Origin of the sequence: Nocardia cyriacigeorgica (genome assembly GCF_029868385.1) — a bacterium.
GTDB classification, from domain to species: domain Bacteria; phylum Actinomycetota; class Actinomycetes; order Mycobacteriales; family Mycobacteriaceae; genus Nocardia; species Nocardia cyriacigeorgica_F.
The window spans coordinates 131,105-152,253 of the sequence record NZ_JARWNX010000039.1 but is presented as its reverse complement, the minus strand read 5'-3'; the positions used below and the strand labels follow the sequence as shown (position 1 = coordinate 152,253).

The 21,149-nt window shown below is 66.9% G+C and carries 23 protein-coding genes; 12 read left to right on the top strand and 11 right to left on the bottom strand.

What is annotated here, in order from left to right:
• Window positions 1-25: 25 nt before the first annotated feature.
• From rpsG to hppD, 5 genes are all read right to left on the bottom strand, one after another.
• Window positions 26-496, bottom strand: coding sequence for a 30S ribosomal protein S7 (gene rpsG / locus QH168_RS10080; RefSeq protein ID WP_040739280.1), 471 nt, complete (start codon window positions 494-496; stop codon window positions 26-28).
• Between the two features lies 1 nt (window position 497).
• Entirely contained in the window at window positions 498-872 is a 375-nt protein-coding gene (rpsL, locus tag QH168_RS10075; protein WP_019049359.1) for a 30S ribosomal protein S12, read from the bottom strand.
• A 274-nt stretch (window positions 873-1,146) separates the two neighbouring features.
• Complete coding sequence (locus QH168_RS10070; RefSeq protein ID WP_280234252.1) at window positions 1,147-1,710, bottom strand: DUF3558 domain-containing protein; 564 nt, start codon at window positions 1,708-1,710, stop codon at window positions 1,147-1,149.
• A gap of 11 nt (window positions 1,711-1,721) precedes the next feature.
• Window positions 1,722-2,252 carry a DUF3558 domain-containing protein gene (locus QH168_RS10065; protein ID WP_280234251.1) on the bottom strand — a complete coding sequence of 177 codons (531 nt, stop codon included), beginning with the start codon at window positions 2,250-2,252 and terminating at the stop codon, window positions 1,722-1,724.
• Between the two features lie 39 nt (window positions 2,253-2,291).
• Complete coding sequence (gene hppD / locus QH168_RS10060; RefSeq protein WP_280234250.1) at window positions 2,292-3,494, bottom strand: 4-hydroxyphenylpyruvate dioxygenase; 1,203 nt, start codon at window positions 3,492-3,494, stop codon at window positions 2,292-2,294.
• A 147-nt stretch (window positions 3,495-3,641) separates the two neighbouring features.
• On the opposite strand from hppD, the gene QH168_RS10055 reads away from it, so the two are divergent.
• The gene (locus QH168_RS10055; RefSeq protein ID WP_280234249.1) at window positions 3,642-4,160 is read left to right on the top strand and encodes an Lrp/AsnC family transcriptional regulator; all 519 of its coding nucleotides are present in this window, start codon (window positions 3,642-3,644) and stop codon (window positions 4,158-4,160) included.
• Window positions 4,161-4,178: 18 nt separating this feature from the next.
• On the opposite strand, the gene QH168_RS10050 is transcribed toward QH168_RS10055, so the two are convergent.
• Entirely contained in the window at window positions 4,179-5,153 is a 975-nt protein-coding gene (locus QH168_RS10050) for an NADPH:quinone oxidoreductase family protein (protein WP_280234248.1), read from the bottom strand.
• Window positions 5,154-5,316: 163 nt separating this feature from the next.
• Here QH168_RS10050 and QH168_RS10045 point away from each other — a divergent pair, with 163 nt between their 5' ends.
• The 3 genes from QH168_RS10045 to QH168_RS10035 all read left to right on the top strand — a co-directional run bounded on the left by QH168_RS10045 (window position 5,317) and on the right by QH168_RS10035 (window position 7,713).
• Window positions 5,317-5,643: a WXG100 family type VII secretion target gene (locus tag QH168_RS10045; RefSeq protein WP_280234247.1), complete on the top strand. Its 327-nt coding sequence runs from the start codon at window positions 5,317-5,319 to the stop codon at window positions 5,641-5,643.
• Window positions 5,640-6,770 (top strand): transglycosylase SLT domain-containing protein, encoded by a 1,131-nt coding sequence (locus tag QH168_RS10040; protein ID WP_280234246.1) that lies wholly within the window; start codon window positions 5,640-5,642, stop codon window positions 6,768-6,770. The genes QH168_RS10045 and QH168_RS10040 overlap by 4 nt, the downstream gene beginning before the upstream one ends.
• Window positions 6,771-6,939: 169 nt before the next feature.
• Entirely contained in the window at window positions 6,940-7,713 is a 774-nt protein-coding gene (locus tag QH168_RS10035) for an acyl-[acyl-carrier-protein] thioesterase (RefSeq protein ID WP_280234245.1), read from the top strand.
• Between the two features lie 51 nt (window positions 7,714-7,764).
• On the opposite strand, the gene QH168_RS10030 is transcribed toward QH168_RS10035, so the two are convergent.
• The gene (locus QH168_RS10030; protein WP_280234244.1) at window positions 7,765-9,435 is read right to left on the bottom strand and encodes an FAD-dependent oxidoreductase; all 1,671 of its coding nucleotides are present in this window, start codon (window positions 9,433-9,435) and stop codon (window positions 7,765-7,767) included.
• A gap of 172 nt (window positions 9,436-9,607) precedes the next feature.
• Here QH168_RS10030 and QH168_RS10025 point away from each other — a divergent pair, with 172 nt between their 5' ends.
• A complete protein-coding gene (locus tag QH168_RS10025) occupies window positions 9,608-10,099 on the top strand; it encodes a SixA phosphatase family protein (protein ID WP_280234243.1) in 492 nt (163 codons plus the stop codon).
• Between the two features lie 33 nt (window positions 10,100-10,132).
• Here QH168_RS10025 and QH168_RS10020 read toward each other — a convergent pair whose 3' ends face one another.
• Window positions 10,133-10,336 (bottom strand): hypothetical protein, encoded by a 204-nt coding sequence (locus QH168_RS10020; RefSeq protein ID WP_280234242.1) that lies wholly within the window; start codon window positions 10,334-10,336, stop codon window positions 10,133-10,135.
• 58 nt (window positions 10,337-10,394) lie between these two features.
• On the opposite strand from QH168_RS10020, the gene QH168_RS10015 reads away from it, so the two are divergent.
• The 5 genes from QH168_RS10015 (at window position 10,395) to QH168_RS09995 (ending at window position 13,820) form a co-directional block, all read left to right on the top strand.
• On the top strand, window positions 10,395-10,778 hold the full coding sequence (locus QH168_RS10015; RefSeq protein WP_280234241.1) for a VOC family protein: 384 nt from the start codon (window positions 10,395-10,397) through the stop codon (window positions 10,776-10,778).
• A gap of 103 nt (window positions 10,779-10,881) precedes the next feature.
• Window positions 10,882-11,334, top strand: coding sequence for a MerR family transcriptional regulator (locus tag QH168_RS10010; RefSeq protein ID WP_280234240.1), 453 nt, complete (start codon window positions 10,882-10,884; stop codon window positions 11,332-11,334).
• On the top strand, window positions 11,331-12,350 hold the full coding sequence (locus tag QH168_RS10005) for an aldo/keto reductase (RefSeq protein ID WP_280234239.1): 1,020 nt from the start codon (window positions 11,331-11,333) through the stop codon (window positions 12,348-12,350). The genes QH168_RS10010 and QH168_RS10005 overlap by 4 nt, the downstream gene beginning before the upstream one ends.
• A gap of 116 nt (window positions 12,351-12,466) precedes the next feature.
• A complete protein-coding gene (locus tag QH168_RS10000) occupies window positions 12,467-12,778 on the top strand; it encodes a GNAT family N-acetyltransferase (RefSeq protein WP_280234238.1) in 312 nt (103 codons plus the stop codon).
• Window positions 12,779-12,836: 58 nt separating this feature from the next.
• Complete coding sequence (locus tag QH168_RS09995; protein WP_280234237.1) at window positions 12,837-13,820, top strand: pirin family protein; 984 nt, start codon at window positions 12,837-12,839, stop codon at window positions 13,818-13,820.
• 234 nt (window positions 13,821-14,054) lie between these two features.
• Here QH168_RS09995 and QH168_RS09990 read toward each other — a convergent pair whose 3' ends face one another.
• Window positions 14,055-14,534 (bottom strand): SRPBCC family protein, encoded by a 480-nt coding sequence (locus tag QH168_RS09990; protein ID WP_280234236.1) that lies wholly within the window; start codon window positions 14,532-14,534, stop codon window positions 14,055-14,057.
• A complete protein-coding gene (locus QH168_RS09985) occupies window positions 14,531-14,869 on the bottom strand; it encodes an ArsR/SmtB family transcription factor (RefSeq protein ID WP_280234235.1) in 339 nt (112 codons plus the stop codon). The genes QH168_RS09990 and QH168_RS09985 overlap by 4 nt, the downstream gene beginning before the upstream one ends.
• 195 nt (window positions 14,870-15,064) lie before the next feature.
• Here QH168_RS09985 and QH168_RS09980 point away from each other — a divergent pair, with 195 nt between their 5' ends.
• Entirely contained in the window at window positions 15,065-15,697 is a 633-nt protein-coding gene (locus QH168_RS09980) for a hypothetical protein (RefSeq protein WP_280234234.1), read from the top strand.
• 134 nt (window positions 15,698-15,831) lie between these two features.
• Window positions 15,832-17,028, top strand: a complete 1,197-nt coding sequence (locus QH168_RS09975) for a glycosyltransferase (protein WP_280234233.1) — start codon at window positions 15,832-15,834, stop codon at window positions 17,026-17,028.
• 82 nt (window positions 17,029-17,110) lie between these two features.
• Here QH168_RS09975 and QH168_RS09970 read toward each other — a convergent pair whose 3' ends face one another.
• A complete protein-coding gene (locus QH168_RS09970; RefSeq protein ID WP_280234232.1) occupies window positions 17,111-21,064 on the bottom strand; it encodes a DNA-directed RNA polymerase subunit beta' in 3,954 nt (1,317 codons plus the stop codon).
• Between the last annotated feature and the right edge of the window lie 85 nt (window positions 21,065-21,149).

Below are 21,149 nucleotides of genomic sequence, written 5' to 3'. Positions count from 1 at the left end.
CCACCAGCGATGGGCCGGGCAGTCGTCACCAGCGGTAGTGCGCGAAGGCCCGGTTGGACTCGGCCATCTTGTGGGTGTCCTCGCGACGCTTCACCGAGGCGCCGAGGCCATTGCTGGCATCGAGCAGCTCGTTGGCCAGACGCTCGACCATGGTCTTCTCCCGACGAGCGCGCGAGTAGTTGACCAGCCAGCGCAGCGCGAGGGTGTTGGAACGACCCGGACGAACCTCGACCGGCACCTGGTAGGTGGCGCCACCGACACGACGGGGCTTCACCTCGAGGGCGGGCTTGACGTTGTCGAGGGCACGCTTGAGGGTGACGACCGGATCGGTGCCGGTCTTCTCGCGCGCCTGCTCGAGCGCACCGTAGACGATGCGCTCGGCGGTCGACTTCTTACCGTCGAGCAGGATCTTGTTGACCAGCTGAGTGACCAGCGGCGACCCGTAGACCGGGTCGTTGATCAGCGGACGCTTGGGAGCGGGGCCCTTGCGTGGCATATCAGCTCTTCTCCTTCTTGGCGCCGTAGCGGCTGCGGGCCTGCTTGCGGTTCTTCACACCCTGGGTGTCGAGCGAACCGCGGATGATCTTGTAGCGCACACCGGGGAGGTCCTTCACACGACCGCCGCGCACGAGCACCATCGAGTGCTCCTGGAGGTTGTGGCCTTCACCCGGGATGTACGCCGTGACCTCGACCGCGCTGGTCAGGCGAACACGCGCGACCTTACGCAGCGCGGAGTTCGGCTTCTTCGGGGTCGTGGTGTACACACGCGTGCACACGCCACGACGCTGCGGGCTCCCCTTGAGGGCCGCGGTCTTGGTCTTGGAGACCTTGTCGCGACGACCCTTGCGGACCAGCTGGTTGATGGTTGGCATAGACCGGCTTTCCTTATTGGTTAATGCGGTGTCGTATACGTGTCATCGAGCATTCACTCGCACGTCCGGCCACGTTTCTCGCGTCCCGAGGTCGGGCGTGTCGCGCGCAGGTCAGCCGCCCGATTTCAGGGCACGCTGGAACTGTCGGCCGCTCTCGCTGGCCTACGTTCTGCGCTCGAACTTGCCCGCATGCTTCCGGGCACAGCGATCCACGATACTCGGGTGCTCGAGCATGGGCAAAGCGGGGTCGGTCACGCGGTGCACGTCGAGGCGCTCACCTGGCCAGATTCAAGGTCAGCTCCACCAGCTTCTTCGCCGCACCGCAGGGGTCGGGGTGGGCGCTGCCCGCCCGGTAGTTCACCCACCAGCCGATGATGCCGCTATCGGCCGCGCTCGCGCTGACCCCGCAGGAATCCGGATCGCCCGGCCGCCGCGTCTCCAGCGCGCTGCGCCCCTGCACGGTGATCGTGGTGGTGGTGTAGCCGAGTTTGTCGTTGTTGGCGCGCTCGTTGTTCAGCGAACCGATCTCGTACCAGTTCAGCGACACCATCCCGCCGCCGGTCGCGCCGCCTTCCAGATCCCACATGCAGACCGCGCCGTAGAACGACGGCATGGCCATGCTCGTCTCATCGACGACCTTCGCGATCTGGTCCTGGGTGACCACATCGCATTCGCGCAGCAGTTTGTCGAAATCGGTGTTCACCGTGCCCGCCTCGGCGGCGCCCGCCGGCTGAGCCGAACCCTCGACCGTGCGGCCGCATCCGCCGAGCGTCAGCGCGACGCCCACCGCGGCCGACATCGCCACCATCGCGCGTACGCGCCTGCCCCCGCCCGTCATCACCGCTCCCCTCATTGCAGCCTCTGCACGGTCAGCTCGGCCAGTTTCCGCATCCGGTCGCACGGGTTACCGCCACCGGTCTCGAACAATCCGTACGACATCGACCATTCGAAGAAGTCGTCGCCGATCTGCACGGCCAGATCGCAGACCGATCCGCTGGGCTCGAGAGCCTGGAATCCGGTCTTGCCCGCGACCTCGATCGACTGCGGATTACGGCCCTGGGTGGTGACCCAGGCGCGTTCACGTTCGATCGGACTGCCGCGGAAGGAGGCGAAGGTGACGCTGGTCGATCCGCCGCCGGAGGCCTGCCAATTGCAGCCGGTGGAGTTGCGGAACACCTGCGAGATCTGCGGCATTCCGGCGACCTCGCGTATCTCGTCATCGGTGACGTGGCCGCATTCGCCGACGAACGGGCCGAGCGTGGCGACTTTCGGCGGCGGACGATGGGTGCCCCCCGGCGGATCGCCCTCCTCGCTGGAGCCGCACGCCGACAGCAGCAACGTCAGGGCCGCCACCGAGACGAGGACCGACGGGATTCGCATGCGATGAACTCTACCGACCGCCTCGCGAGTCGGCCTCGGCTACAAATTCCCGCGGGCGTCCTGTTCGCGCTCGATGGCCTGGAACAGGGCCTTGAAGTTGCCCTTGCCGAAGCCGAGGGAGCCGTGCCGTTCGATGAGTTCGAAGAACACCGTCGGGCGGTCGGTGAGCGGGCGGCAGAAGATCTGTAATAGATAGCCGTCCTCGTCGCGGTCGACCAGGATGCCGCGAGATTGCAACTCCTGCACCGGAACCCGGACATGGCCGATGCGGGCGCGCAATTCCGGGTCCTGGTAGTAGGCGTCGGGAGTGGCCAGGAATTCGACGCCCTCGCGGCGCAGGCTGTCCACACAGGACAGGATGTCGGCGGTGGCCAGCGCGATGTGCTGGACGCCTGGGCCGCGATAGAACTCGAGATATTCGTCGATCTGGGAGCGCTTCTTGCCGACGGCCGGTTCGTTGAGCGGGAACTTCACCCGGTGATTGCCATTGGCCACCACCTTGCTCATCAGCGCCGAGTACTCGGTGGCGATATCGTCGCCGACGAATTCGGCCATATTCGTGAAACCCATGACGCGGCGGTAGAACTCGACCCATTCGTCCATCCGGCCCAGCTCGACGTTGCCGACCACGTGGTCGATAGCCTGGAACAGCCGGGCGGGTGCGCCCGGTCGCGGCTGGAACGTCGAACGGCGCGCGACATAGCCGGGCAGATAGGGGCCGAGATAGCCGGAGCGGTCGACGAGGGTGTGCCTGGTCTCACCGTAGGTGGCCAGCGCGGCCGAGCGGACGGTGCCGAATTCATCGCGCTCGTCATGCGGTTCGACCAGGATGGTGGCGCCGTGCGTACGCGCCCATTCGACGCAGCGGTCCACATCGGGCACCTCGAGCGCGATATCGACGACGCCGTCACCGTGCCGATCGTGATGGGCGATCAACGCGCTCTCCGGGTCCACCGCACCCTTGACCACGAATCTGGCGCCGCCACTACGCAGTACGAACGCCTTGTGATCGCGGTTGCCGGTCTCCGGGCCGGAATAGGCCTCCAACCGCATGCCGAACGCCGATTCCAGGAAGTGTGCGGTCTGGGTGGCGTTGCCGACCACCCACACCAGCGCGTCCCAGCCGATCACCGGAAACGGGTCGACACTGTCGTCATGATCCACCAGGCCGACCAGAGTGCGCAGCTCACCGTCGGTCGGGGTGCCCGCGCGGCGGGCGTCCGGCATCTGCTCGAGAGTCATGCACCAAGGAAATCGCCGACCGAACCGGTAGGCAACCAGTGGCATTTTCAGTAGACACAGTGGCGGATCAGTCTAGTAAAGAGCCTCTGATGCTGAGCATATTGACTAGCATTGGGGAACCACGCGTAGTCCCGAACGGAGGCCGCCATGTCGCGCACATCGGCGAAACTGGATGAACTCGATCTCGCGATCCTCACCGCGATGCACGAGTACCAGAAAGCGGGAATTCTGGAGCTGTCCCGGCGTACCCGGGTCGCGCGCGCCACCGTGCAGTCGCGGATCGCGCGACTGGAGGAGGCCGGGGTGATCGCCTCCTACGATCCGCAGATCGATGTGACCGCCGCCGGTTTCGAGGTACAGGCCTTCGTCACCCTGGAGATCGCCCAGGGCGCGCTCGACGCCGTCGCCGCCGAACTGGAGGCGATACCCGGCGTGCTCGAGGCGTATGCGACCACCGGATCCGGTGATGTGCTGTGCCGGATCGGGGCGGATTCACACAGCGGGCTCCAGGAGGTGCTGTTGAGCATCGACCGCACCAGCCCCGTGGCTCGTTCGCACAGTGTGATCGTGCTGTCGACGGTGGTCGAGCGACGCACCCTGCCACTGCTGCGCACCCTCACCCCGGCGGGCACCAGCAAGGCGCCCGCCTATCGCGAAGGCAGATAGCGCGCTTGTGCTGTGAGCTCAGCGCACGGTGACGACGACCTTGCCGGTCGCGGTGCGATTGTCCAGCGATGCGACGGCGTCGGCGGCCCGCTCCAGCGGGAACAGCACCGGCTGCGGCGCGGTGATCGCGCCGGAGGCGAGCAGCGGCTCCACCTCGGCCCACTGTTCGGCCAGATAACCGGGATGGGTCATGACCCATTCGCCCCAGGCCGCGCCGATCACCTCGACGTTCTTGAGCAGCAGCCGGTTCACCTTCACCGTCGGAATCTCACCGGCGGTGAAGCCGACGACCAGCAGCCGACCCGCGGAGGCGAGGGAGCGGACGCTGTCGGTGAAACGGTCGCCGCCGACCGGATCGAGCACGATATCCACCCCGCGCCCGCCGGTCAGCTCCTTCACCGCAGCCAGCCAGCCGTCGGCGAGCACCACATCGGTGGCACCATTGGCCCGCGCCACCTCGGCCTTCTCCTCCGTGCTGACCACAGCGACGGTGCGGCCCGCGCCGAGCGCGGCCGCCATCCGCAGCGTCGAGGTACCGATACCGCCCGCGGCGCCGTGCACGAGCACCGTCTCCCCCGGCGCGAGCCTGCCGCGGTTGCGCAGGCAGAAGTGCACGGTCAGGTCGTTGAACAGGATCCCGGCACCGGCCTCGAGCGACACGTTGTCCGGTAGCCGGAACACCATCTCGGCCGGAACCACGGCCACCTCGGCCATGGCATTGCCGAGCAGCGTCAACGCCACCACCCGGTCACCGGGGCGCACATGCGCGCCCTCGGGCGCCTCCCGCACCACACCGGCGACCTCACCGCCGACGACGAACGGCAGCTGCGGCTTCATCTGATACAGCCCGCGCGTCATCAGCACATCGGGAAACGCGACCCCGGCGGCGTGCACATCGATGACCACACCACCGGCGTACGGCGCGGGTTCCGCGATGTCGACGACCTCGATCGATTCGGGTCCTTCCAGCTTGCTGACCTGGGCTGCGCGCATATGCCGACCTCTTTCGTCTCTGCGGCGCCGTCGCCGTCGGCGACGCCGAACCCCAACATAACGGGCGCGGCCGGGCTTCGTGTGCTCTGGTCGAGAACCCTGTTGCGCACCAGCGCCTTTGTTAAGCTCACCCACAGTTGCATCGGGAGGGAAGGGGGATTCCGTGAGCGGTAACGACGATACGAAGACCGTCCGCGTCGATCCGGAAGTGTTGCGCGGCTTCGCACAGCAATTGAGCGGGGAAGCGCAGAACGTGACCGGTCTCGGCACCGCCGAGGACGCGAAGATCAGCGGTGCGGTCACCGCACTACCCGGCACGACCTTCGGCACCGCCGCCCAGCACGCCTGCGATGCCACCGACACATGCCTTCAGCGCATCAGCGACCGGCTCACCACCGTCGCCGACAGCCTGCGCAATACCGCTGGCGCCTATGAACTCACCGAAGCCGATTTCGAGCAGAAGCTGAAGACGATCGGGCTGACGCAATGACACTCACCATCCCCGACGTCGAGCAGTGGCAGCCCGACCAGCTCACCACCGCAGCCACCAACGCCGCCACGATCGCCACCCGCCTCGACGGCCTCACCACCTCGGGCCGCACCGATACCGAGACGCTCGGATGGAGTGGCCCGGCCGGTACCGCCGCCAAGAACCGGATGGATACCGAGAAGACCCGCGCCGGTGCGGTCAGCAAGGCCCTGCTCGAGCTTCAGACGGCGCTGAACGTCGAGGTCGGCAACCTCACCGAGACCAAGAGCAAGGTGTTGCAGCTGCGCGACGGCGCCCAGGCGCCCAACGGTGAGATGCCCGGATTCCAGGTTGCCGCCGATGGCACCGTCAGCGCGCAGGCTCGCATGGACTACCTGCGCAAACACGCCGAGGGCAAGGCGAACGTCGAGGGGGAATGCCTCGCCGAGCAGTATCTGGCCGCCGTGCACCAGTGGCATATCGCCAATGCCCTCAAAGCCGCCGCCGATGCCGCCGAACGCGCCCGCGTGCAGGTCGACAATGCCGCGAACAAGCTCGACCAGGCCTTCACCGCCCTCGGCGATCCCACCCTCAACGTCGCCCCGCCCGCCGTACCGGCCACGACCACCCCGGCCTCGACGCCGGCACCGGCGAACGACACACCCGGCAAACCGAACAACTCCAGCCAGCTGATGTCCGGGTCCGGCGGCGGTTCGAGCTCGTCGGGCGGGGACGGCAGCTGGTCGCAGAGCGCACTGCAATCCGGTGGCCCGCCGTCCAAGATGCCGACCGGCGAGCAGGCGCAATGGATCCAGGAAGCCATCCGCACCCTGCGCGAAAACGGCTACAACGTTTCCGATGCCGATGCCGCGATCATTGCCGCGATCATCGAGAAGGAGTCGGGTGGCGACCCGAACGCGATCAACCTGTGGGACAGCAATGCCGCCGCGGGAATCCCGTCGAAGGGCCTGATGCAGACCATCGACCCGACCTTCAACTCCTACAAGCTGGCCGGGCACGACGACATCTGGAACCCGGTCGACAACATCATCGCCGGATCGCGATACGCGATCGAACGCTACGGCTCGTTGAGCAATGTGCCCGGCATCGTGGCGATGGGGCAGAACCAGAGCTACGTCGGCTACTGACCGCGGCGCCGGAGCGGGGCGGATCGACCGATTCACACGGCGGCTGGCAGGCCGGGGCAGGGCCCCGACCTGGCGGCTCGGCGTGAGGGTGTGACGCACGCCCCGTAAAGTCGTGTCACAAGAAGCACCGCATGAGAACGCGGCACACCGTGCAGCGCGAGGAGCACAAGTGTCACTCGATCAGCCACTCGCCCCGCTTCCCCAGGAGGACATGGGCTTTGCCTCGGCGTGGCCCGTACGAGCAGGCGATGTGGATCCGTACAACCGTCTGCGATTCGACGGCATCGCCCGCTATCTGCAAGACATCGCCTGGGAACAGCTGCAACAGACGTTACTGGAGCACACCGATCCGAGCTGGATCGTCCGGCGCACCGTGATCGATGTCGTCCGGCCGATCATGTGGCCCGATCAGGTCCGGCTGGTGCGCTGGTGCTCGGCCATGTCGACCCGTTGGACGAATATGCGGGTGCGGATCACCAGCGATAACGGCGGTCTGATCGAGACCGAGGGTTTCTGGATCAATATCAGCGAGTCGAACAACCGCCCGGCCCGCATCAGCGACGAGGGTCTGTCCTATCTGGCGCAGACCGCGCAAGAGCACCGGTTGCGCTGGCGTCCGTGGCTCACCGACGCCACCCCGCCCGAATCGGACACCGACCTGCCCTTCCCGGTCCGCGCCACCGATATCGACCAGTACAACCACGTCAACAACGCCTGTTACTGGCAGGCCGTCGAGCAGTATCTGGTCGACTATCCGAAGCTCGTCGCGGGGCCGCACCGGGCCGTCATCGAATACGTGGCCCCTGTGCTCGCGCGCGAGCACATCACTGTGCGCAGTCGTTACGAACCGGGTGACGGCGCCGGTGCGCCGACGCTGCGGCTGTGGTTCGTCGTCGGCGGCACCACCACGACCATTGTCCGGGTCATGCCGCTGCCCGCCTGAGCGAGGGGCACACGGGCGCAGCGCCCATGTGCCGCTCGGGCAGGCTCGGGCTCAGCCGTTGGCGGCCTTGAGCAGATCGGGGCGGGTGGTGAACTTGACCCGCGGCCGACCGGCGGATTTGCCGGCGGTGCGTTCGGCCTGGTCGATGGCACGCCAGCCGTCGCGGTCGACCAGATCGGGCTGACGCTGCTGAACCAGCGCCCGCAAGGCGGCCCGGTCGGCGCGCGGGGCGGCCAGTTTGCCCGCGATGAAATCGGCGATCAGACCCTCGATGGTCTCCTCCGAGTCGACCCGGTTGGAACCGATCACACCGCGCGGGCCGCGTTTGATCCACCCGCTGACGTATACGCCGGGCATCGGCGTACCGTCCGCGCCGATGACGCGCCCGTGCTCATTGGGCACCACGGCGCGCCGCTCGTCGAACGGCAGATCGGCGACGGGCTCACCCCGGTAGCCGATCGAGCGCAGCACCAACGACGTGGGCAGGCTGCCGGTGCGGTCGGTGGCGCGCGCGATCAACTGCCCGCCCTCGCTGAGCAATTCGTTGTGCGCATATTCCAGCGATTCCACCCGATCGCTGCCGGTGAGCCCGGTGGGCGAGGACAGGTAGCGGAACACGATCCGCTTGTTCGCCGGATCGCTCGGTGCGGCGGCGTATTCCTGCGCCAGGGTGTATTTGAGTGCGAGCGAGGGCTCCACCTCGGGATCGTCGAGTACCGCCCGACTGGCCGGATCGAGTTCCAGTTCGGCCGGATCGATGACGACGTCGACGCCCTTCAGATGCGTCAGCGCCATGAACTCCGGTGAGGAGTAGGCCGCCTGCAACGGGCCGCGCCTGCCGAGCACCACGACCTCGCGGATATTGCTGCGGCGCAACGCGTCGAGGGCGTGGTCGGCGATATCGGTCTCGGCCAGTTCGTCGGGGTCGACGGTGAGCACCCTGGCGACGTCGAGGGCGACATTGCCATTGCCGACGATGACCGCCCGCTCACCCGACAGATCGAATTCGCGATCGGCGTAGTCGGGATGGCCGTTGTACCAGGCCACGAACTCGGTCGCGGAATGGCTACCGGGCAGGTCCTCGCCGGGTATGCCCATATGGCGGTCCGAGGCCGCACCGACCGCGTAGAGCACGGCGTGATGATGCTCCAGCAACTCCTCATGTGTGATGTGGTTGCCGACCTCGACGTTGAGATAGAACTGGAGCGCGTCCCGGCGGAACGCCGATTCGAACATGCTCGACACACCCTTGGTGCCCGGATGGTCGGGGGCGACACCGGCGCGCACCAGACCCCACGGCGTCGGCAGCCGGTCGAACATCTCCACTTCGACCTCGGAGCGGCGCAGCAGCTCATCGGCGGCGTAGCAGGCGGCGGGCCCGGCGCCGATGATGGCCACGCGTAGCGTGCCGAGATCCTTCGGTGGGCGCGTCGGCGCCGCGATCGGGTCGAAGTTCGATTCCAGCGGATGGCGCTGGAAGTAGGCGGCGTTGACGTCGCGGAACCGCGCCAGCGATGCGCTCAGGTCGTCTTCGGAGAAGATGGCCTCCACCGGGCACGCGTCGACACAGGCTCCGCAGTCGATGCAGGTGTCGGGGTCGATGTAGAGCATCTCGGTCGTCGCGAACTCCGGCTGGTCCGGGGTGGGTCGGATGCAGTCGACCGGGCACTCGGAAACGCAGCTGGCGTCATTGCAACAACGCTGCGTGATTACGTAGGCCATAGTGTGCAGATCCTCGAAAACTGTGTGGGCTGTGACCACCCCGGGGTTGCGGGTGGTGCGGCGTCACGGTGGGGATCACGGAGTGACCGGTGGGCCTCCATTATGTGACGCCGCTTTCAGTTTGCCTCGAGTGTGGCCGCGGTCTCTGCACGGGAGGGCTTACGGTGGTGCCATGGTGCGGACTCTGATCCTCATGCGGCACGGCAAATCGGCCTATCCGGACGGCGTCGACGATCATGAACGCCCGCTCGCGCCGCGTGGACTGCGCGAGGCGGGCCTGGCCGGACAGTGGCTGCGCGAGACCCAGCCGCCGATCGACGCGGTGCGCTGTTCGACGGCCACCCGCACCCGCGAGACCCTCGCCGCCACCGGAATCACCGCGCCGGTGGTCTACGAACGCGGCATCTACGAGGCGTCGCCGCAGACGCTGATCGAACTGGTCCAGCTCAGCGACGAGGAGGTATCCACCCTGCTGGTGATCGGGCACGCACCCGGGATGCCGTGGACGGCATGGGAGCTGGCGAGCAATCGCGACTCGGCGCCCGCGACCGAACTCAGCCGCAAGTTCCCCACTTCGGCGCTCGCGGTATTGCGCTTCGACCGGCCGTGGACGCAGATCGACCCGGGGACCGGCGATCTGGTGAGCTTCCACGTGGCACGTTGACGACGTAGCGGCCCCTTACTCGGCCCGGCCGTCTCAGCGCAGCAGTTTGCCGCCGTACACGGCGACGCCGCCGAGCACCACCAGCAGCACCAGCGCCGCGATTCCACCGAACAACCACCACACGACACCGAGCGCCAGCGCGAACGGCGCGAGGGCGACGGCGGTGATCACCGGGCTTTCCCTGACCGTGGCCCAGGCCGAACGGGCCCGGACGCGGTCGATTTCCTTACCTGGCATGGCTCCAGGGTAGGCCGGATCAGGCGAACGTGTCGGTGGTCGGTGAGATGCTCGTCACATGGATTGGAAAATAGAGCTCGTGGCCATCCCGGTGACCGATGTCGACCGTGCCAAGGACTTCTACACCAAGATCGGTTTCAACGCCGATCACGATCATTCCCCCTCCGAGGACATCCGTTTCGTGCAGCTCACCCCGCCGGGCTCCGGATGTTCGATCTGCATCGGCCGCGGTATCACCGAGGCGGCGCCGGGCAGTGTCGAGGGCATGCAGATGGTGGTGGCCAGCGCCGAGAAGGCCTATCAGCAGCTGATCGCCGCCGGAGTGGAGGCGACGCCGGTGCAGGATCTCGGCTGGGGCCTGTTCACTTTCTTCGCCGATCCCGACGGCAACAAATGGGCGGTACAGGAACTGCCGGATTACGCGGCCGGTTCGCCCAGCTGATCGGTTTCTGGCACACGGTGGTGGTCGCCCTCTCGATTCGTGTTTGCTTGGAGTGCACTCCAGGTGACTAACGTCGTCGGCGTTCGGCGAGAGGGACGATCAGATGAGCGAAACCGCACGTCAGAATGTCGACAGCGGCGATAGAGAGCGGCCGCGGTATTCGATCGGCGAGGTCGCCGATCGGTGTGGACTGAGCCGGGACACGCTGCGCTGGTACGAGCGGATCGGGCTGATGGACTACATCGGCCGCGATCACACCGGCAAACGCCGGTTCAGCGACCGCGATCTGGACTGGCTCGAGCTGATCGGCCGCCTACGCCTCACCGGCATGTCGGTGGCCGACATGGTCCGATACGCCGAACTCGTGCGCGCCGGGGACGCCACGGTGCCCCAACGGCTGGAGATGTTCCGGGCCACCCGCGCAGACACCCTGGCCAAGATCGCCGAACTACAGCGGACCGTCGCCGTGCTCGACTACAAGATCGGGCTCTACGAAGGCACGTCGACGACGGTCCGGCCGATCACGTCTATCCACTGTGAAGGGACACCGGAATGAGCAGGACCGATACGTTGGCGACCACGACCCTCGGCACCAACGGCATCCGGGTGGGTATCCAGGGCCTCGGCTGCATGGGGATGAGCGAGTTCTACGGCGCCACCGATCCCGCCGAGGCCCGCGCGACCCTGGATCGGGCGCTGGAACTCGGCATCACGCTGTTCGATACGGCCGATATCTACGGATCCGGCCACAATGAGGAATTCCTCGGCGATTTCGTGCGGGCCAACCGGGAACAGGTGGTGCTGGCCACGAAATTCGGCATCATCCGCAAGGCCGACGATCCGACCTATCGCGGTTTCGACAACTCCCCCGGCTATATCCGCTCCGCGGTCGAGGCCAGCCTGCGCCGACTCGGCATCGACACCATCGACCTGTACTACCTGCACCGGCGCGATCCCGCCGTGCCGATCGAGGACGCCGTCGCCACCATGGCCGAACTCGTCCAGGCGGGCAAGGTACGCGCCCTCGGCCTGTCCGAAGTGACCGGCGACGAACTGCGCACCGCGCACGCCGTGCATCCCATCGCCGCGGTGCAATCGGAATGGTCGCTGTTCTCCCGCGATGTGGAGAACACCGCCGTTGCGGCCGCCGCCGAACTCGGCGTCACATTCGTGCCGTACTCCCCGCTCGGCCGCGGCTTCCTCACCGGATCGTTCGGCTCGGCGAACGAATTGGGCGACACCGCCGATTTCCGCAACCGGATGCCGCGCTTCACCGGCGACAACGCCGCCCACAACGCCGAACTGCTCGCACCGTTGCGCACCATTGCCGAATCGCGCGGGCTGACACCGGCACAGATTGCGCTGGCCTGGGTGCATGCCCGCGCGGCGGTGCACGATCTCGCGGTGGTGCCGATCCCCGGCACCCGTAAGCGCACCAGGCTGGCCGAGAACGTGGCCGCGGCGGGGGTCGCGCTGTCGGCCGAGGAGTTGGCGACCTTGGAGCCCATCGCCGGTCGGGTCGCCGGACCCCGCTACGCGGATATGTCGTTCACCTCCGCGGGTCGCGAGTGAACGGCTCGGACTAGCATCCGAGACAGTGGAGCCGCCCACGTACCGCACCCGCACCGGTGCGGTACCTATCGGCGCCGCGGACTGCTCGACCTGATCGGTGCGAGAGGAGACGGATCATGACCGACTCGACGGTGGCGACGAAGGTCGTCCACAACGACGGCGAGAACCGCTACGAAGTCTGGTACGACGACGACCTCGCCGGATTCACCGAATACGAGGAACGCGGCGACGAAACGGTGTTCGTCCACACCGAGATCGGTGCGGCGTTCGGCGGTAAGGGCCTCGGCACCGTGCTGGCCCGTCAGGCGGTCGAGGATGTCATCGCGCGCGGCCGGGTGATCCGGCCGGTCTGCCCGTTCATCAAGGCCTACCTCGACAAACATTCCGAATACGACGAACACGTCGTCGGCAAAGGCATCAGTCGATGAGGCTGCGATCGGTGGCGACGGCGCGCCGATCGAACGAACCGCGTGCCGGGGCGAGCTCATGAGTGATCTGGACCCGCACCCCGACGAAGCCCTGTGCGAGCCCTCGCCCGGACCGGGCCCGGTCGTCGAGCTGTATCCGGCCCGTGAGGTCCCGCTGGGTGGGGTGCGTGGCGTCTTCGTCGAACGGGTTCTGCCGCAACGCGATCTGCCCACGGTCGGCGCCTGGTGCTTTCTCGACCATTTCGGCTCACCCACCGTCACCAAGACCGGAGCGCCGCCGGATATCGATCCCCATCCGCATATCGGATTACAGACGGTGACCTGGCCGTTCGAGGGAAAGATCCGGCATCGCGATTCGGTGGGTTCCGATGTGGAGATCGAACCCGGCCAGCTGAACCTGATGACCTCGGGGCGCGGTATCGCACATTCGGAGTACGGTGTGGCGGGTGCGCCCGCCGGGCACGGTCTGCAACTGTGGATCGCGCTGCCCGGTGAGTCCGCCGGGGTCGCACCGCATTTCGAGCAACATCGTGAGCTGCCGGTGTACGACGCACCTGGCCTGCGCGCCATCGTCCTGCTCGGCACCCTGGCCGGTGTCACCTCGCCCGCGATCACGTACACGCCACTGGTCGGGGCCGATGTGCGGATCGACGCGGGCGCACGGGTGCGCCTTCCGGTCGAGCGCCGCTTCGAATACGCCGTACTGGTCGTCGAGGGCGAGATCTCGGTCGCGGGGACCGAACTCGGCCCCGGACCGCTGCTGTATCTCGGCACCGAACGCGCGGAACTCACCATCACCAGCGGCGCCGGTGCGCATTTCGCACTGATCGGCGGTGAGCCGTTCGATGAGGATCTGGTGATGTGGTGGAACTTCGTCGGCCGCAGCCATACCCAGATCGTGGCCGCCCGTGCGGATTGGGAGAACCACGACGTCGAGCGGTTCGGCGATATCGCGGGGCATCCACCGCAGCAACGCATTCCGGCCCCACCGTTGCCAGGCTTGCATCTCAAACCGCGTAAGCGCCGGTTCGGCGGACGCTGATCCGGTAGTCCGGAGTGCGGGCCGCGGCGCTGATCGAGGCGCCGCGGGCGATACGCGCGACGACGTATCGCATCCGATGCGGCGGATTCGGTGGCCGGGCACCGTCTCCCACATGGGCTCGCACGCCCCGACTTCGCGTACCGGTGTCCAGCCCAATGCCCGGTGCGGCAGGCACCGAACACCAGACGACCCGGCGCCGCCATCGCGGCCCGGGTCGCCGGACACTGCGCTCGCTCAGGCCGATTCGGCCAGCAGGGCGTCCAAGGCGCGGTAGCTGTCGTTGAGGCCGTGCTCCATGCCGGATTCCAGCATGCCGTCACGTTCGGCCCTGGTGTGGAACTGGCTGTCGGTGACCACCTTGGTGCGGCCGTCGCCCAGGTCGACGAAGGTCGTGGAGTCGATGGCGACGTGGGCGGGCATACCGTCCCATTCGAAGGACTGCACGATCCGCTCCTTCGGGGCGATCTCGCGGAAACGCCCCTCGAAGCCGTAGGACTCACCGCCGTCCTGTTCGATGAACCGCCAATGCCCGCCCTTGCGGAACTCCCAGCGTTCGATATCGAGCCGATGTCCGCGCCCCCACCAACGGGCGAGCTGCTCGATCCGGCTGTAGGCGTCCCACACCCGGTCCAGCGGCGCGTCGAACACCCGCTCGATATGGATCTCGGTCTCCGAGGCCGTGCTGACAACGGCGTCGTTCGTGGTTGCTGTCATTGGTTCTGCTCCGTTTCCGTTCGTTCGAGGAATTCGCCGAGACGGTCCATCCGGGCTTCCACCATCCGCCGATAGCCCTGCATCCAGGCCACCTCACGGTCGAAGACGTTCTCACCGAGCCGGCAGTACCTGACCCGACCACGCTTCTCCGTCGCCACCATGCCCGCGTCCTCGAGTAGGCCGATGTGCTTCTTGATGCCGGTGAGGGTCATCTCGAAACGCTGCGCCAGCTCGCTGACCGTCGCGGGTCCGCGACCGAGGTGCTCGAGAATCCCACGCCGAGTGGGGTCCGCGAGCGCTCCGAAGGAGGCGTCTAGAAAGTCATACTGAACCATCTAGTTCAGTGTCGCGAATGCTGTGGGCCGATGTCAATACCCCGGCGCGAACTTCCGACCACGCACCGGTTGTGAGGCGCCACGAAACCACGCCGTACCACCGGGTTTGGTTTCTGAAACCGGATCGGGCCCGGTATGGTCTTCGCAACCCGAACCGGACATTTCGCCGATGGCGCCAGCACCCATAAGGACACGATGAGGCTCACGAGGATCACTGCGACGGCCCTGCTGACATTGGCCGCCACCGGCGTCACCGCCGGGCTCGCACCGGCGGCGCCCACCGCTGACGAGGCGACGCTGGATCTGTCCGGGTCCGTCCAGCAGATCGACTACCGAGTCAGCGCCGACGAGGACCGGCGCTCGGCGGTGACCACCATCGACGGCGGACGTTTCGAACTGGTCGCCGACGATCGCGTCGTCGCCCTCACCGATCGCGCCGGACAGGTGGTCGCCGCGTTCCCGATGGCGATCCACGTCGGCGACAAGCAGGTCCACCTCACCCCGCTCATCGAGGCCGACGGCACCAGCCTCACACTCACCCCCGCCGAATCGGCCTCCGCCAGCACCCCGCTGCGCGATATCAATGCCGAGGAACGCTTCTTCGCCGAGGTCGAGCGGCATAAGCCCGCCATCATCACCGGCGCGGTGATCGGCGGCGCCATCGGTTTCGTCCTCGGCCTGCCGCTCGGTTTGTTCGTCCTCGATTTCATCACCGTCCCGGTCGGCACCGTCGTCGGCGCGGCCATCGGCGCCTTCGCCGGACTGGCCCACTCCGGCGGCCAACCCGCCATCGACGCCGCCGTCGCCTACTTCAACCGCACCCCCTGAGGCAGACGCCGCGAACCGGCCCCTGACCGGCTCGACGCGCCTGAAGCCGTCGTCATCGGCGCGAACGCCTCGAGCGCGGGACGCTACGGGCCGACTATGGTTCCACGCCAGATATGCGAGTAGGGAGTGATGGCGTGCGGGTGCTGGTGTCGGCGAGTGGGTCGCGCGGCGATATCGAGCCCACCCTCGGGCTCGCGCTGGGGTTACGGGAGTTCGGCGCCGAGGTACGGATATGCGCGCCGCCGGATTTCGAGCGGCGCTGCTCCGAACTCGGCGTGCCGCTGGTACCGGTGGGACCACCCATTCCTGTTCTGCGCGGCGCGAATACCTCGCCCGCGGATCTGTTGGAATACACCCACCAGTGGCCCACCGCCCAGTTCGGCACTATCCCCGCCGCCGCGGCAGGATGCGATGCGGTGATAGCTACCGGGCTGATGGAAGTCGCCGCCCGGTCTGCCGCGGAAAAGCTCGGCATCCACTACCAGTACGCGAGCTACCAGCCGACCAGCCTGCCCTCACCGCATCATCCGCCGATGCCACGGATGCCGGGCGATCGACCGGCGCCAGAGGCGATCGGCAACCGATTGCAATGGGAGATCGACGCCCTTGGCTGGAACGCACAGCTCGGCGCGGCGCTGAATTCCGGCCGGGCGGGGCTCGGGCTGGGGCCGGTGGACGATGTGCGCGCCCACGTCATCACCGACCGCCCATGGCTGGCCGCGGACCCGGTGCTCGCGCCATGGCCGGAATCACCCGGTATGGACGTCGTGCAGACCGGTGCCTGGATCGTTCCCGATGAGCGCCCGCTCCCCGATGACGTGGAGTCATTCCTGGCCGCGGGAACTCCCCCGGTGTACATCGGCTTCGGCAGCATGCGGGTGCACAACGACATTGCCCGGATCGCGATCGACGCGGTCCGGGCACACGATCGCCGGGCGATCCTGTCTCGCGGCTGGGCCGAACTGGCCACCGTCGACGACCGCACCGACTGCCTTGCCGTCGGCGAAATCAACCATCAGGCGCTGTTCCCCCGCGTTGCCGCCGTCCTGCACCACGGCGGCGCGGGCACGACGACGACCGCCGCTCGGGCGGGCGCACCACAGGTGGTGGTCCCCCAGATGATGGATCAGCCGTACTGGGCCGGCCGAGTCACCGATCTCGGCATCGGCGCGGCGTGCGCGGACCACGCCCCCGACCTGCCCGCGTTATCCGCAGCCCTCGACACGGCGCTGACCTCGACCACCCGAGACCGCGCGCACGCCATCGCCGGGATGGTCCGCACCGACGGCGCGAGGCTGGCGGCGAAATTGCTGATCGAGGCGATCGGCTAGGGCTCCGCCGAAACACCAGCACACGCATTCGGCCCCGCTCCGAAACCGGAGCGGGGCCGAATGTCGTTTACTGCCTACCGAATTACCGGTAGTCGCTGAAACCGTAATCGTCCAGCGGGACCGCGGCACCGGTGGTGGTGCCGAAGCCCTCCGGGCTGTAGTAGGTGTCGTCGTAGGACGGCACCGCGTACGCCGCGGCACGAGCCTCTTCGGTGGGCTGAACCTGGATGTTGCGGTAACGGTTGATACCGGTACCGGCGGGGATCAGCTTACCGATGATCACGTTCTCCTTGAGGCCGATGAGCTTGTCGGAGCGGCAGTTGATGGCCGCATCCGTCAGAACTCGGGTGGTCTCCTGGAACGACGCCGCCGACAGCCACGAATCGGTGGCCAGCGACGCCTTGGTGATACCCATCAGCACCGGACGTCCGGCCGCGGGCTCGCCACCCTCGGACACGACGCGACGGTTGGCCGCCTCGAACTCGGCACGCTCGGTGAGCGAACCGGGCAGGAACTCGGTGGCACCGGAGTCGATGATCGTCACGCGACGCAGCATCTGACGCACGATGGTCTCGATGTGCTTGTCGTGGATCGACACACCCTGCGAGCGGTAGACCTCCTGGACCTCGTGGACCAGGTGGATCTGCACCTGACGGGGGCCCATCACGCGCAGCACCTCGTGCGGATCCGCCGCGCCTTCCAGCAGCTGCTGGCCGACCTCGACGTGGTCACCATCGGAGAGCAGACGCTCGGTGCCGTCGTCGTGCTTGAACACCCGCAGCCGCTGACGCTTCGAGAGCTTGTCGTAGACGACATCCTCGCCACCGTCATCCGGGATGATGGTGATCTTGTAGAAGCGGTCGTCGTCCTCGAGCCGCACGCGACCCGAGACCTCGGCGATCGGCGCCTTGCCCTTCGGCACACGCGCCTCGAACAGCTCCTGGACACGCGGCAGACCACCGGTGATGTCATCACCCGCGACACCACCCTGGTGGAAGGTACGCATGGTCAGCTGGGTACCGGGCTCACCGATGGACTGCGCGGCGACGATACCGACGGCCTCACCGATGTCGACCAGCTTGCCGGTCGCCATGGAGCGGCCGTAGCAGGTCGCGCACACGCCGGTGCCGGTGGTGCAGGTCAGCACGGAGCGGACCTTCACCTCGGTGATACCGGCCTCGAGCAGCGCCTCGATGGCCGGGTCGCCCAGGTCGGCGCCCTTGGTCACCACGACGTTTCCGTTGGCGTCGACCGCGTCGGCGGCCAGCGTACGGGCGTAGGTGGAGGTCTCCACATGCGCGTCGCGGATGATCGAGCCGTCGAGCTGCTTCTCGGCGATCGGCACCAGGATGCCGCGCTCGGTGCCACAGTCGTGCTCACGCACGATGACGTCCTGCGAGACGTCCACCAGACGACGGGTCAGGTAACCCGAGTCGGCGGTACGCAGCGCGGTGTCGGCCAGACCCTTACGGGCACCGTGGGTGTTGATGAAGTACTCGAGCACGGTCAGGCCCTCACGGAACGAGGACTTGATCGGGCGCGGGATGAACTCACCCTTCGGGTTCGTCACCAGGCCCTTCATACCGGCGAGGGTACGGGTCTGGGTGAAGTTACCCGTGGCGCCCGAATCCACGATCGTGATGATCGGGTTGTCGGCCGGGTAGTGCGCGCGCAGCGCCTTACCGACCTCTTCGGTGGCCTCCTGCCAGATCTTGACCAGGGCGTTGTTGCGCTCCTGGTGATCGAGCGCACCACGCTGGTACTTCTTCTCGATCTGATCCGACTGCGCCTCGTAGCGCTCCATGATCTCGGCCTTCTCCGGCGGAACCAGAACGTCCGACATGGAGACGGTGACACCCGAACGCGTGGCCCAGTAGAAACCGGCGTCCTTGAGCTTGTCGACGGTCTGCGCGACCACGATCATCGGGTAGCGCTCGGCGAGATCGTTGATGATCGTCGCCTGCCGCTTCTTCGGCATCTGCTCGTTGATGAACGCGTAGTCCGCGGGCAGCAGCTCGTTGAACAGCACCCGGCCCAGCGTGGTCTTGGTGGTCCACGCATCGCCACGGCGCCAGCCGTCGGGGAACAGCTCGGCCTCGACGTCCTTGGGCGGACGCTGGTCGGTCAGCCGCACCTTGATCAGCGACCGCACGGTCAGCTCACCACGGTCGACCGCCATCTGCGCCTCGGCGGGCGAGGAGTACACGCCCTGCTCCGGCGCGTCCTTGGTGGCCGGCTGGTACTCGCCCTTGGCGCCCTCGTGCAGGCGGGTCAGGTAGTACAGACCGGTCACCATGTCCAGACGCGGCATGGCCAACGGACGACCCGAGGCGGGCGACAGGATGTTGTTCGAGGACAGCATCAGGATGCGGGCCTCGGCCTGCGCCTCCGCGCTCAGCGGCAGGTGCACGGCCATCTGGTCACCGTCGAAGTCGGCGTTGAACGCCTCACAGACCAGCGGGTGCAGCTGGATGGCCTTACCTTCCACCAGCTGCGGCTCGAAGGCCTGGATACCGAGGCGGTGCAGGGTGGGGGCACGGTTGAGCAGCACCGGGTGTTCGGCGATGACCTCTTCGAGGACATCCCACACCTGCGGCCGCTGCCGCTCCACCATCCGCTTGGCGGACTTGATGTTCTGCGCGTGGTTCAGGTCCACCAGACGCTTCATCACGAACGGCTTGAACAGCTCGAGCGCCATCAGCTTCGGCAGACCACACTGGTGCAGCTTCAACTGCGGGCCGACCACGATGACCGAACGGCCCGAGTAATCGACACGCTTACCCAGCAGGTTCTGCCGGAAACGACCCTGCTTGCCCTTGAGCAGATCCGACAGCGACTTGAGCGGACGGTTGCCCGGTCCGGTGACCGGACGGCCGCGGCGGCCGTTGTCGAACAGCGCGTCGACCGACTCCTGGAGCATCCGCTTCTCGTTGTTGACGATGATCTCGGGCGCACCGAGATCGATCAGTCGCTTGAGGCGGTTGTTGCGGTTGATGACGCGGCGGTACAGGTCGTTCAGGTCGGAGGTGGCGAAGCGGCCACCGTCGAGCTGAACCATCGGACGCAGCTCCGGCGGGATCACCGGGACGGCGTCGAGCACCATGCCCATGGGCGAGTTGCCGTTGGCCTGGAACGCGGCGACGACCTTGAGTCGCTTGAGCGCGCGCAGCTTCTTCTGGCCCTTACCGCTGCGGATGGTCTCGCGCAGGTTCTCGGCCTCGGCCTCGATGTCGAAGTTCTCCATCAGCTTCTGGATGGACTCCGCGCCCATCGCGCCGGTGAAGTACTCGCCGTAGCGGTCGGTCAGCTCGCGGTAGAGCACCTCATCGACGATGAGCTGCTTGGGGGCCAGCTTGGTGAAGGTGGTCCAGATCTCGTCGAGCCGGTCCAGCTCACGCTGGGCACGGTCGCGCAGCTGCTTCATCTCACGCTCGCCGCCGTCCTTGACCTTGCGGCGGACGTCGGACTTGGCGCCTTCGGCCTCGAGCTCGGCGATATCGGCCTCGAGCTTCTGGGCGCGGGCCTCGAGATCGGCGTCGCGCTGATCGGCGACGGCCTTCTTCTCGACCTCCATCTCCGCCTCGAGCGTGGACAGCTCGTTGTGCCGGAGCTCCTCGTCGACGCTGGTGATGACGTAGGCGGCGAAGTAGATGATCTTTTCCAGATCCTTCGGCGCCAGGTCGAGCAGGTAGCCCAGGCGCGAAGGCACGCCCTTGAAGTACCAGATGTGAGTGACCGGTGCGGCCAACTCGATATGGCCCATCCGCTCACGACGCACCTTGGCGCGGGTGACCTCGACGCCACAGCGCTCACAGATGATGCCCTTGAAGCGGACACGCTTGTATTTACCGCAGTAGCACTCCCAGTCCCGGGTGGGACCGAAGATCTTCTCGCAGAACAAGCCGTCCTTCTCCGGCTTGAGCGTGCGGTAGTTGATGGTCTCCGGCTTCTTCACCTCACCGTAGGACCACCGGCGGATGTCTTCGGCGGTGGCAAGGCCGATCCGGAGTTCATCGAAGAAGTTGACGTCTAGCACGTAACTTCCTTTCCCCTGTGCGGGTCTCGAATTCGAGCAAAAGTTCACTAGTGAGTCGAGCGCGGAGGCCGGATACCGTCCGTGA

Bases quoted from the DNA above. Each gene is read 5' to 3' on its own strand.
- rpsG (WP_040739280.1), bottom strand. From the start codon at position 496: ATGCCACGCAAGGGCCCCGCTCCCAAGCGTCCGCTGATCAACGACCCG.
- rpsL (WP_019049359.1), bottom strand. From the start codon at position 872: ATGCCAACCATCAACCAGCTGGTCCGCAAGGGTCGTCGCGACAAGGTC.
- QH168_RS10070 (WP_280234252.1), bottom strand. From the start codon at position 1,710: ATGACGGGCGGGGGCAGGCGCGTACGCGCGATGGTGGCGATGTCGGCC.
- QH168_RS10065 (WP_280234251.1), bottom strand. From the start codon at position 2,252: ATGCGAATCCCGTCGGTCCTCGTCTCGGTGGCGGCCCTGACGTTGCTG.
- hppD (WP_280234250.1), bottom strand. From the start codon at position 3,494: ATGACTCTCGAGCAGATGCCGGACGCCCGCCGCGCGGGCACCCCGACC.
- QH168_RS10055 (WP_280234249.1), top strand. From the start codon at position 3,642: ATGTCGCGCACATCGGCGAAACTGGATGAACTCGATCTCGCGATCCTC.
- QH168_RS10050 (WP_280234248.1), bottom strand. From the start codon at position 5,153: ATGCGCGCAGCCCAGGTCAGCAAGCTGGAAGGACCCGAATCGATCGAG.
- QH168_RS10040 (WP_280234246.1), top strand. From the start codon at position 5,640: ATGACACTCACCATCCCCGACGTCGAGCAGTGGCAGCCCGACCAGCTC.
- QH168_RS10030 (WP_280234244.1), bottom strand. From the start codon at position 9,435: ATGGCCTACGTAATCACGCAGCGTTGTTGCAATGACGCCAGCTGCGTT.
- QH168_RS10025 (WP_280234243.1), top strand. From the start codon at position 9,608: ATGGTGCGGACTCTGATCCTCATGCGGCACGGCAAATCGGCCTATCCG.
- QH168_RS10020 (WP_280234242.1), bottom strand. From the start codon at position 10,336: ATGCCAGGTAAGGAAATCGACCGCGTCCGGGCCCGTTCGGCCTGGGCC.
- QH168_RS10015 (WP_280234241.1), top strand. From the start codon at position 10,395: ATGGATTGGAAAATAGAGCTCGTGGCCATCCCGGTGACCGATGTCGAC.
- QH168_RS10010 (WP_280234240.1), top strand. From the start codon at position 10,882: ATGAGCGAAACCGCACGTCAGAATGTCGACAGCGGCGATAGAGAGCGG.
- QH168_RS10005 (WP_280234239.1), top strand. From the start codon at position 11,331: ATGAGCAGGACCGATACGTTGGCGACCACGACCCTCGGCACCAACGGC.
- QH168_RS10000 (WP_280234238.1), top strand. From the start codon at position 12,467: ATGACCGACTCGACGGTGGCGACGAAGGTCGTCCACAACGACGGCGAG.
- QH168_RS09995 (WP_280234237.1), top strand. From the start codon at position 12,837: ATGAGTGATCTGGACCCGCACCCCGACGAAGCCCTGTGCGAGCCCTCG.
- QH168_RS09990 (WP_280234236.1), bottom strand. From the start codon at position 14,534: ATGACAGCAACCACGAACGACGCCGTTGTCAGCACGGCCTCGGAGACC.
- QH168_RS09985 (WP_280234235.1), bottom strand. From the start codon at position 14,869: ATGGTTCAGTATGACTTTCTAGACGCCTCCTTCGGAGCGCTCGCGGAC.
- QH168_RS09980 (WP_280234234.1), top strand. From the start codon at position 15,065: ATGAGGCTCACGAGGATCACTGCGACGGCCCTGCTGACATTGGCCGCC.